Annotated in this window: 6 protein-coding genes; all 6 read right to left on the bottom strand. The window is 35.5% G+C overall.

Annotated features, from left to right (window positions below):
* Nucleotides 1-361 precede the first annotated feature (361 nt).
* The 6 genes from J8M14_RS17235 to purL all read right to left on the bottom strand — a co-directional run bounded on the left by J8M14_RS17235 (nt 362) and on the right by purL (nt 12,231).
* Nucleotides 362-2,173 (bottom strand): acyl-CoA dehydrogenase family protein, encoded by a 1,812-nt coding sequence (locus J8M14_RS17235; protein WP_211076058.1) that lies wholly within the window; start codon nt 2,171-2,173, stop codon nt 362-364.
* Nucleotides 2,174-2,206: 33 nt separating this feature from the next.
* The gene (locus J8M14_RS17230) at nt 2,207-3,397 is read right to left on the bottom strand and encodes an acetyl-CoA C-acyltransferase (protein ID WP_211076057.1); all 1,191 of its coding nucleotides are present in this window, start codon (nt 3,395-3,397) and stop codon (nt 2,207-2,209) included.
* A gap of 80 nt (nt 3,398-3,477) precedes the next feature.
* A complete protein-coding gene (locus tag J8M14_RS17225; protein ID WP_211076056.1) occupies nt 3,478-5,883 on the bottom strand; it encodes a 3-hydroxyacyl-CoA dehydrogenase/enoyl-CoA hydratase family protein in 2,406 nt (801 codons plus the stop codon).
* A 17-nt stretch (nt 5,884-5,900) separates the two neighbouring features.
* The gene (locus J8M14_RS17220; RefSeq protein WP_211076055.1) at nt 5,901-6,356 is read right to left on the bottom strand and encodes a MarR family transcriptional regulator; all 456 of its coding nucleotides are present in this window, start codon (nt 6,354-6,356) and stop codon (nt 5,901-5,903) included.
* Between the two features lie 193 nt (nt 6,357-6,549).
* The gene (locus tag J8M14_RS17215; protein WP_211076054.1) at nt 6,550-8,322 is read right to left on the bottom strand and encodes an AMP-dependent synthetase/ligase; all 1,773 of its coding nucleotides are present in this window, start codon (nt 8,320-8,322) and stop codon (nt 6,550-6,552) included.
* Between the two features lie 237 nt (nt 8,323-8,559).
* The gene (gene purL / locus J8M14_RS17210; RefSeq protein WP_211076053.1) at nt 8,560-12,231 is read right to left on the bottom strand and encodes a phosphoribosylformylglycinamidine synthase; all 3,672 of its coding nucleotides are present in this window, start codon (nt 12,229-12,231) and stop codon (nt 8,560-8,562) included.
* Nucleotides 12,232-12,233: the final 2 nt, after the last annotated feature.

The raw sequence follows: 12,233 nt of genomic DNA, 5'->3' as shown, positions 1-12,233 counted from the left end.
GTAGTTTTTTGTTTGTAATAGTGTTTCTTGTGTTAAATTTTCACTAAGTTATTACGAAATATTCATATTTGTAGGACGAATCTTAAACTACAACGTTTTCGTGTTAATAAATTAATCTTGTTTTATAAAATATTATAAAGGTTTAGTATAAAACTGTGAGTTTTGGCTTATCAAAGCGAAGATTTTATGTAATTTTTAGAAAAATGAAGATTTATTCTTTTCTTACATAACTTTTTTACGAAAGGTTGTTGTTTTTGTAGTAATTAAAAAACCGCCTTTTTATACCCAAAAAGACGGTTTCTTAAATCAAAATTAAACAACTCCCTAGTTTAATGCCATAGGGAAGGCAGTACGGTATGTATTAACTAATAAAATATCCGTTTTCTTCTGAAATTTTATCAGCAATTTTAGTTCTCAGTGCGACTACGTTAGGTTGATTCGTATACTTCGTAAAACGCTTAAGACCCATAAGCATCATTCTCTGTTCATCACCTTCAGCAAAAGAAACGATAGCTTCTTTTCCTTTTTTAATAGCAATATCTACAGCGTTGTATAGATATAATTGAGACATTGCAATCTGAGTTTCTTGAGAAGCTTCTCCAAAACGTTTAGCATTTTTCTCTGTACGTAAAATTGCAGATTCTGCCATATAGATTTCGATTAGAATATCTGAAGCAGCCATTAATAATTGTTGGTGCTCTTCTAATTTAGGTCCAAATTTCTGAACTGCAGAACCAGCTACCATTAGGAATACTTTCTTAAGTTTAGCAACGATTTCTTTTTCTTCAGCAAATAACTCAGAATAGTCAGGAGTATCAAAAGAAGGGATACCTGTCAATTCATCTGCAACTTTCATTGCAGGTCCTAAAAGATCTACATGACCTTTCATAGCTTTTTTTACAAGCATACCAACAGCAAGCATACGGTTGATTTCATTAGTTCCTTCGTAAATACGAGAAATACGAGCATCTCTCCAGGCAGATTCCATCGGAGTATCTGCAGAGAATCCCATTCCTCCAAAGATTTGTACACCTTCATCGGTACAATTCTGAACGTCTTCAGAAACTGCTACCTTAAGAATAGAACACTCAATAGCATATTCTTCAACTCCTTTAAGTTCTGCTTCCTGGTGTGAGTTTCCTTCTGCTTGTCTTAAAGCAATTCTATCTTCAATGTTTTTTGCAGCACGATAACTAGCAGACTCATCTACATAAGTGTTAGTTGCCATCTCAGCAATTTTAGACTTTATTGCTCCAAAGTTCATAATTGGAGTTTTAAACTGAATACGCTCATTAGCATATTTAGTAGCCTCATCAATTACTCTACGTTGTGCATCTAAACAAGCCGCTGCTAATTTGATACGACCTACATTTAACGCATTCATTGCAATTTTGAATCCATTACCTCTCTCTGATAACATATTCTCCACCGGTACTTTAGTATCACTAAAGAATACCTGACGGGTAGAAGAGGAGTGTATACCTAATTTCTTTTCTTCATCACCTAATGTGATACCATTAGAAGGATCATGTTCAACTATAAATCCTGTAATGTTTTTATCATCTTCAATACGTGCGAATACAATCATCACGTCACAGAACCCAGCATTAGAGATCCACATTTTCTGACCAGAAATCAAATAGTGTTTTCCGTCATCAGATAAAACAGCTTTTGTTTTTCCTGAGTTTGCATCAGATCCAGCACCAGGTTCAGTCAAGCAATATGCTCCCATCCATTCACCTGTTGCTAATTTAGAAACGTATTTTTTCTTTTGCTCTTCGTTACCATATAATGAGATTGGCATAGTACCAATACCAGTATGAGCACCAAAAGCAGTACTGAATGATCCTGTAGCTCCAGAAATGTAGTCACATACAAGCATAGTAGAAACAAACCCCATTCCTAAACCTTCATAATCTTCAGGTACAGCAACACCGAGAAGGCCTAGTTCTCCGGCCTTTTTCATACAGGCTTCAGTATAGGCATAATCTTTAGATTCAAACCTTTCCCAATGTGCCCATAGCTCACGATCAACAAATTCTTTTGCACTATCGCGCATCATTTTTTGCTCCTCAGAAAAATCTTCTGGAGTAAATACATCTTCTGCCTTAGTTTCTTTTACAAGGAACTGTCCTCCTCTAAGAATGTCTTTGTTTATAGTTTCTGTACTCATCTTTATTAGTGTTATTTTCTTATTCTATTTTTATTAATTCAAAAATTCATAAATACCTGCGGCACCTTGCCCTGTTCCAACACACATAGTGACCATACCGTATTTACCTTTCATATCTCGTTTACGCATTTCGTCAAATAGTTGTACCGATAGTTTAGCTCCTGTACATCCAAGTGGATGTCCTAATGCAATAGCTCCACCATTAACATTCACGATATCTTGATTGATATTTAGCTCACGCATTACAGCCAAAGACTGAGAAGCAAAAGCTTCATTCAGTTCTATCAATTCAATATCATCTTGTTTTAATCCAGCTTGTTTTAATGCTTTAGGAATAGCTTTTACAGGTCCAATACCCATAATTCTTGGCTCTACACCAGCTGCGGCATAATTAACTAAACGTGCAATAGGTTCTAGATTAAGCTCTTTTACCATTTCCTCACTCATCACCATTACAAATGCTGCACCATCACTCATCTGAGAAGAATTACCCGCTGTTACACTACCGCCAGCAGCAAATACAGGTCTAAGTTTAGCTAATACTTCTTTTTTAGTACCAGCTCTTGGTCCCTCATCTTTAGTTACTGTATATGACTTTGAAGCTTTTTTACCGTTCTCATCAACATAAATTTGCTCTACATTAATAGGAACAATTTGATCTTGAAAACGATTTTCAGCTTGAGCCTTTAATGCTTTCATATGAGAATTATATGCAAATTCATCCTGGTCCTCACGAGATACTTTAAACTGATCAGCAACAGCTTCAGCAGTGTTACCCATTCCCCAATAATAATCTGCATGACCAGAATTGGCAAGATCGTAATTAAGTTCTGTTTTGTAACCTGTCATAGGAACTGCACTCATACTTTCTGCACCACCTGCAATAATACAGTCAGCCATTCCTGCTTGGATTTTTGCCGTTGCAATACCAATAGTTTCAATTCCTGAAGAACAGAATCTATTTACGGTTACTCCGGGAACATCAATAGAGTCCAGACCCATTAATGAGATTAAACGAGCCATATTAAGTCCTTGGGAACCTTCTGGCATTGCATTACCAACAATTACATCATCAATACGCGCTTTATCTAATTGTGGCAGTTCTTTCATCATGTGCTGAATAGTTTCAGCTGCAAGTTCATCAGTTCTTTTAAATCGGAACACTCCGCGAGGAGCTTTTCCTACGGCTGTTCTGTATGCTTTTACTATATATGCTGTTTTCATTTTTTTAATAGATTTTTAGATTATTCGATTTTTAGACTAGTCGGATTTCTAATATTCTAGTAATCCAACAATCTAGTAATCTAATTACGTAATGGTTTTCCTTTCTTAAGCATATGCTCGATACGCTCAAGAGTTTTACGTTCTGTACATAAAGACAAGAATGCTTCTCTTTCTAGGTCTAATAAATATTGCTCAGTTACCAAAGTTGGTTCTGATAAATCTCCACCAGCCATTACATACCCAAGTTTATTTGCTATTTTGTGATCGTGCTCAGAAATATATCTACTAGCTTCCATAGAATCTGTACCTACTAAGAACATTCCTAAAGCTTGTTTACCAAGCACCTTAATGTCTTTGCGACGAGGTGGTTGAGTGTATCCTTGATCAGCCATTAATTTAGCATAAGCTTTTGCAGTGGCAATTTGTCTGTCTTTATTGACAACAACAATATCTTTTCCTTTCTGAAGTAGATTTGTATCAAATGCTTCATAAGCAGATGTTGATACCTTAGCCATACCTATAGTTAAGAAATGTTCCTGAAGTATATTTAGTTCTACATCATCTTTCTTGAAAAGATCCGCTGCCCTTAAAGCCATTTCTTTAGAGCCACCACCACCTGGGATAACTCCAACACCAAACTCAACAAGTCCCATATAAGTCTCTGCGGCAGCTACTACTTTGTCAGCGTGAAGTGAGATCTCACATCCACCACCAAGTGACATTCCGTGAGGTGCTACAACAGTTGGGATTGCAGAATAACGCATACGCATCATTGAATCCTGGAAGTATTTTACTGCCATATTCAGTTCGTCATACTCTTGTTCTACTGCCATCATAAATATCATACCTATATTGGCACCTACAGAGAAGTTAGCAGCTTGATTACCAACAACTAATCCCTGGAAATCTTTTTCGGCAATATCGATTGCTTTATTAAGTCCTGCAAGAACGTCTCCACCAATAGTATTCATCTTGCTTTGGAATTCTACGTTTAGGATTCCATCGCCTATATCTTCAACAACAACTCCACTGTTCTTGAATACCTCTGCAGATTTTCGAATATTATCTAAAATAATAAATGCGTCTTGTCCAGGTATTTTTGTTTGTTCTTTTTTAGGAATATCGTAAAAATATGTAGCTCCATCTTTTACAGTGTAAAAAGAAGTATTTCCTGAAGCAATCATATCATTGACCCAAGCTGCTGGTTCAAGACCTTCAGCTTTCATCATTTCGATACCTTTTTCTACACCAACAGCATCCCAAATCTGGAATGGACCGTGTTCCCAACCAAATCCAGCTTTCATAGCATCATCGATTTTATATAATTCATCGGTGATTTCTGGGATACGATTAGATACATATGCAAAAAGAGCAGATAATGTTTTGCGATAAAACTCTCCAGCTTTGTCTTTTCCTGATACTAATACTTTAAAACGATCTACAACTTTATCAATGGTTTTAGTCATTTCTAAAGTAGCAAATGATGCTCTTTTGTTTGGTCGATACTCTAAAGTATCTAAATCAAGAGAAAGAATTTCTTTTTTACCTTCTGCAGTAACGTTTTTCTTATAGAACCCTTGTTTGGTTTTACTTCCTAGCCATTTATTTTCCATCATAGTATTGATGAAAGCCGGAAGCTTGAATAATTCAAGACGTTCGTCATCAGGACAGTTTTCTGCAATACCATTAGCAACATGTACCAAAGTATCTAACCCCACTACATCAACTGTTCTGAAAGTAGCAGATTTAGGACGGCCAATAACAGGCCCTGATAATTTATCAACCTCTTCTATAGTTAATCCCATTTCTTTTACCATATGGAATAAACTCATTATACTAAAGATACCTATCCTATTACCAATAAAAGCAGGAGTGTCCTTAGCTATCACAGAGGTTTTACCTAAATATTGTTCTCCATATCCATTAAGGAAATCCAGAACTTCCTGAGAAGTCTGAGGTCCAGGGATAATTTCGAATAATTTTAGGTATCGAGCTGGGTTAAAGAAGTGTGTTCCACAAAAATGCTTTTGGAAATCTTCGCTTCTACCTTCACTCATGAATTTTATAGGAATACCAGAGGTGTTTGATGTAATCAAAGTACCTGGTGTTCTATGTTTTTCTAAATTTTCAAAAACTTGTTGTTTAATATCAAGCCTTTCTACAACCACTTCGATAATCCAATCTACATCAGCAACTTTAGCAATATCATCTTCCATATTTCCGGTAGTGATACGATTTGCAAATTTCTGATGATAAATAGGAGAGGGTTTGGATTTAAGAGCCGCGGTAAGTGAATCATTTACCAATCGGTTACGGACTACCTTGTCTTCTAGGGTTAGTCCTTTAGCTTTTTCTTTGTCGTTTAGTTCTCTGGGAACGATGTCTAATAATAGTACTTCTACACCAATATTAGCAAAATGACAGGCAATACCCGACCCCATAATTCCTGAGCCGACGACTGCAACTTTCTTAATGATTCTTTTCATTTTTTAACTTCGGGTTGTTAAGATGTTATAGATTCTTGTTTTGTGTAAATTTTCTTAGATGAAATAAGGTCATTAATTATCTGAAAAACCTCTAAGAAGGTGTCTAGCTTTTCCTTTGGAATATGCTTTCTTACAGTGCTATCAAAGGTAAATACAACTTCTTTAGAAAAATTTCTCATTTCTACTCCAAAAGGAGTTAAGTATATTAACACACCACGGCCATCCATTGGATTTTTCTTTCTAAAGATTAATCCTTTTTCTTCCATGGTTTTCAAAGTACGCGATAAACTCGTGGCTTCCATTCCCATTTTAGGGCCTAGAGAAGTGGATGGAGTTCCATTTTCAGGATCTATACTTAATAGTGCAAATCCAGTTGCCATTGTACTCCCTTTTTTACTTGCTTCTTCGTTATACATTTTGGCTACAGCCATCCAAGTAGCACGAAGTGCATAATCAATTGTTTTTTCCCTCATTCAAAAACTTTATTATGAATGTAAAGGTAAGAAAATTTATTATGCATGCATAATAAATTGAATAAAAAATTAGGAAAAGTTGAAGTAATTTACGTTTTTATGTTGAATTAATAAAAAAACTCCCCATAAAATGAGGAGTTTACTGATTAATAGTTAAGGTTATAAACTATAAAATTGTAATCAGTACTTTGAATTAGCCATAAATTTTAGCATATAATGCTGAATATTTTTCTTTGATTATTTTTCTTCTAAGCTTCATAGTGGGAGTTAAGTGCCCTGCATCAATACTCCATTCATCGGCGGTAAGTTCGAATTTTTTAACGCGCTCCCATTTTCCAAACTTTTCATTGTGTTCATCTATTTCCTCTTGATAACGATCGATAACTGTTTGATTACTGATCACTTCTTCCATAGAACCGCCAATACTGATTCCTTTTCTTTCTGCCCATTCTGTTAAAAATTCAAAATTTGGTTGAATAAAAGCTGCTGGCATTTTTTCTCCTTCTCCGATTACCATAATTTGTTCAATAAATCTAGACTGTTTCATGGCATTTTCTATCAATTGAGGAGCAACATATTTACCACCTGAGGTTTTGAACATCTCTTTTTTACGATCTGTAATTCGTAAAAACCCTTCGCTATCAATTTCTCCGATATCACCAGTATGGAAATATCCGTCCTTTAAAGCGTCATTAGTTTTTTCTTCATCTTTATAATATCCTTGCATCACTTGTGGACCTTTGACAAGAATTTCTCCATCTTTAGCAATTTTCACCTCAGTTTCAGGAAGTATTTTTCCAACGGTTCCAATCTTAAAACCTTTATTTCTTACATCATTAACTGAGATCACAGGAGATGTTTCAGTAAGACCGTATCCTTCCATAACCGGAAGTCCTGCGGCATTAAATACTCTAGCAAGTCTGGGTTGCAAAGCAGCACTTCCTGATGCAATTACTTTCATATTATTTCCCAGGGCTTCTTGCCATTTACTAAAAATAAGTTTTCTGGCGATTCCTAATTTCTTTTCATACCACCATCCATTAGCACCGTAGGGTTCATATTGTAGCCCTAATTCAACTGCCCAGAAAAATAGTTTCTTTTTTATACCAGTAAGATCAGCACCTTTTGCAATAATTTTATCATATACTTTCTCTAGCAATCTTGGTACTGCCGTCATTACATCCGGCTTTACTTCTTTTAAATTATCACTAATCGTTTCCAGAGATTCTGCGAAGTAAATTGAGACACCACAATATTGATAAAAATACATGGTCATTCTCTCATATATGTGACAGACCGGTAAGAAACTCAAAGCTTTACTATTTCCACTTTCTAGTGGAAATCTGGTAGAACTAGCCAAAGCATTACTCACAATGTTTTTATGACTTAACATCACACCTTTTGGTCTTCCGGTAGTTCCTGAAGTATATATTAAGGTGGCAAGGTCTTCTTCTTTAATAGAAGCCATTATTTTTTCTACTTCTTCTTGATTGCTATCGTCTTTTCCTAATTCTAATACTTCATTCCAGCTTTTGCAACCATCTATATCATTAAAAGAATATACTTCTTTTAATGAAGGTACTTTATCTTTTATGTTTTTTACTTTTTGACATACCTCTTCGTCAGATACAAAACAATATACAGACTCAGAATGATTAAGAACGTATTCATAATCTTCCTGAGAAATTGTAGGGTAAATAGGTACATCCTGGGCTCCGATTTGAAGAACACCTATATCCATGATATTCCATTCTGTTCTATTGTTAGAAGAGATTATTGCGATCTTATCATTTGGTTTTACTCCTAATTTTAATAAGCCTCGACTAATTTGGTTAGCTTTCTCAACATATTCTTTGGAAGAAGTGGCAACCCATTCTCCATTATATTTTGTTACTAAAGCTTTTTCTAAATTAAATTTTTCTAATTGATAGTGTGGAAAATCAAATAGTCTAGTAATTGTTGTCATAAGTTGTTTTAGATATTTTTCAATAATATTTTTGACTCTAAATAACTATATCGTTAGAGTAAAAAATAATACTATGCGTGCATAGTTTTGCAAATTATAAAAAATCTTATAATACGCAACTCTAATATATAAAAAAACGAGCTATCTTTTAATAACTCGTCAATATTTTATGATTTTTGGCTAAAGAATAGTTTTGACCTATCTATAAAATCATTTTTATACTAATTCGGCTAAAAATTATTTTTTATAGTTCTCTATCCATAATCGGGCATTTACAAAAGCTTCTAACCATGGTGAAACTTCATCTTTCCTTCCTTTTGGATAATTCGCCCAGTTCCACTGGAATGTTGAACGCTCAATATGTGGCATCGTCACTAAGTGACGACCAGTTTTATCGCACATCATTGCTGTGTTATAATCAGATCCGTTAGGGTTGGCTGGATATCCTTCATATCCATATTTTGCGACAATATGATACTGATCTTCTGGCATTGGTAAATTAAATTTACCTTCTCCGTGAGAAATCCAAACACCTAATGTACTTCCCGCTAAGGTAGAGAGCATTACAGAATCGTTTTCCTGAACTTTTACTGATGTAAATCCGCTTTCGTGTTTATGAGAATCATTATGAAGCATTTTTCCGTGCACTTTGTGATCAGGATTGATCACTTCTAGCTCCATAAATAATTGACAACCGTTACAGATTCCTACAGAAAGCGTATCTTCTCTTTTGAAGAAGTTTTTAAGGGCAGTGTTTGCTTTTTCATTATACAAGAAAGCGCCGGCCCAACCTTTTGCAGAACCTAAAACATCGCTGTTAGAGAAACCTCCAACTGCACCAATAAATTGAATATCTTCTAAAGTTTCGCGACCAGAGATTAGATCAGTCATATGCACATCTTTTACATCAAAACCTGCTAAATACATTGCATTAGCCATTTCGCGCTCAGAATTACTTCCTTTTTCACGTATGATGGCAGCTTTTGGCCTCTCGACTCCGCTCGAGGTGACAAGAAGTTTTCCGGTGAAGTGCTTTGGAAATTCGTATTGTAAAGGTTGATTTGCATAATTATCAAAACGATCTTTGGCTAAATCATTAGCGGTTTGCTTTTGATCTAAAAGAAATGAGGTTTTGTACCAAGTATTTCGAAACTCTTCGATATTCAGGTCAAATACATCACTATTATTTTTGATATGTAAAGTTCCTTTTTCCGAAACCTTACCAATAGTAAAGAATTCAATTTCATTTTGAGATAAAATGGCTTCAATATCTGAATTGGCAGTACTTTGGAAAACAATTCCGGAATTTTCTGCAAAAAGCAATTTAATAGTATCTTCTTCTCCAATCAAAGTCAGGTCTAGATTAGCTCCAAGATTAATATCAGCAAAACATAGTTCTAATAATGTGGTTACTAAACCACCTGAAGCTACATCGTGACCTGCAACAATTTTATCTTCTCTGATTAAATCCTGAATGATATCAAATGTTTTCTTCAAGTTTGCAGCACTTTTTACATTTGGTGCTTCGGTACCGATTTTATTAGTGATTTGCGCAAATGAAGAACCTCCCAGCTTATAGTTATCTTGAGATATATTGATATAATAAATATTTCCACCATTTTTCTGAAGCACAGGTTCTATTACTTTGTTGATATCATTACAGTTACCAGCAGCGGATATAATTACAGTCCCTGGAGCAATAACTTCTTCATTAGGGTATTTTTGTTTCATAGAAAGAGAATCCTTTCCGGTAGGAACATTTATCCCTAAATCAATTGCAAAATCTGAAATCGCTTGCACTGCTTTATACAATCGTGCATCTTCACCTTCATTTTTACAAGGCCACATCCAGTTAGCGGATAAAGAAATAGATTTCAATCCATCCTTAAGGGGTGCCCAAATGATATTGGTTAATGCTTCTGTAATAGAATTTTTACTTCCAGCTTCCGGATCAATTAATCCTGAAATAGGGGAGTGCCCTATCGAAGTAGCAATTCCTTCCTTGGAAGTATAATCTAATGCCATTACACCACAATTGTTTAATGGTAATTGCAGAGGTCCCGCACATTGTTGTTTGGCAACTTTTCCACCTACACATCGATCAACTTTATTTGTCAACCAATCTTTACAAGCTACGGCTTCCAGTTGTAATACCTTATTCAGATATTCTTTAAAATGGTTTATGTTATAGTTGATTTCTGCATAATTACGATTAATGGTTTTGTCAGTCATTATCGTTTTTGGAGAACTCCCGAACATATCTTCAAGAGCTAGGTCCATTGGTTTGTCACCTTTTGTTTTTGATTCAAAAGTAAATCTATCATCACCTGTTACATCACCAACCTGATACATTGGAGAACGCTCGCGATCTGCAATACGCTGTAAGGTATCAATATCTTTTTGGCTAATAACTAATCCCATACGTTCCTGAGATTCATTACCAATAATTTCTTTAGCTGAAAGTGTTGGATCACCAACAGGTAATTTATCTAAATCAATTTTTCCTCCGGTTTCTTCAACTAGCTCGGATAGACAATTTAGGTGACCACCGGCTCCGTGATCGTGGATAGAAACTATAGTGTTTTTTTCACTCTCTACCATACCTCTGATTGCATTCGCAGCACGTTTTTGCATTTCGGGATTAGAACGTTGAATAGCATTTAATTCAATACCACTGCTGAATTCTCCAGTATCAGCGGATGACACTGCAGCTCCACCCATACCAATACGGTAGTTCTCACCGCCGAGAATCACAATTTTATCTCCTGCTTCAGGTTTATCCTTGATAGCTTGCTTGGCTTTTCCGTATCCGATTCCTCCGGCTTGCATGATTACCTTGTCAAAACCGAGTTTACGAGCAGCCTCTTCATGTTCAAAAGTTAGTACAGATCCTGTAATTAGTGGTTGTCCAAATTTATTCCCGAAATCTGATGCACCATTAGATGCTTTGATCAAAATATCCATTGGAGTTTGGTATAACCAATCTCTTTCTTCCATAGCTTCTTCCCAAGGACGATTATCTTCTAATCTAGAGTAAGAAGTCATATACACTGCAGTTCCTGCTAATGGTAAAGAGCCTTTTCCTCCGGCTAATCGATCTCTGATCTCACCACCTGAACCGGTAGCAGCTCCATTAAATGGTTCTACTGTAGTTGGAAAATTGTGAGTTTCCGCTTTAAGCGAAATAACACTTTCGAACTCAGTTTCTTGATAAAAATCAGGTTTATCAGCACGTTTTGGTGCAAATTGAGTCGCTTTTGGACCTTTTATAAAAGCTACATTATCTTTATATGCAGAAACAATATCATTAGGATGAGTTTCTGAAGTCTTTTTAATCAGTTTGAATAGGGAAGTAGGTTGTTCTTCTCCATCAATTACAAATGTGCCATTGAATATTTTATGCCTACAATGCTCCGAGTTTACCTGAGAAAAACCAAATACTTCAGAATCGGTAAGTTTTCTACCTATTTTTTCAGCAACACCTTCAAGATATTGGATTTCTTCATCGCTTAATGCTAAGCCTTCTTGTTTGTTATAAGCTGCAATATCATTAATTTCCAAAATGGCTTCCGGTTCAATATCTATAGTATAAATATCTTGATTTAAGCCTTGATACTTTTGTGAAAGCATAGGATCAAAAGCTGTAAAATCATTTTTTACAGCTTGAAATTCTTCGATACGAATAATTCCTTCGACCCCCATGTTCTGAGTAATCTCAACTGCATTGGTACTCCAAGGAGTGATCATTGCGGCTCGCGGACCAACAAAAAAAGCGTCAATAGACGCCGAGGATATTTTAGGTTGGTTGCCGAATAACCAGGTTAACTTTTTGATGTTTTCTGACGAGATTTCATTGGTTGTCTGTACTGCAAATACTTTCTCGTTTTGGTTTCCGAAGAAATGGATCATTT

This window comes from Aquimarina sp. MMG016, assembly GCF_018100805.1.
In the GTDB taxonomy this organism is placed as follows: domain Bacteria; phylum Bacteroidota; class Bacteroidia; order Flavobacteriales; family Flavobacteriaceae; genus Aquimarina.
Note: the sequence above shows the minus strand (reverse complement) of the source record. Positions and strands in the feature narration are given on the sequence as shown.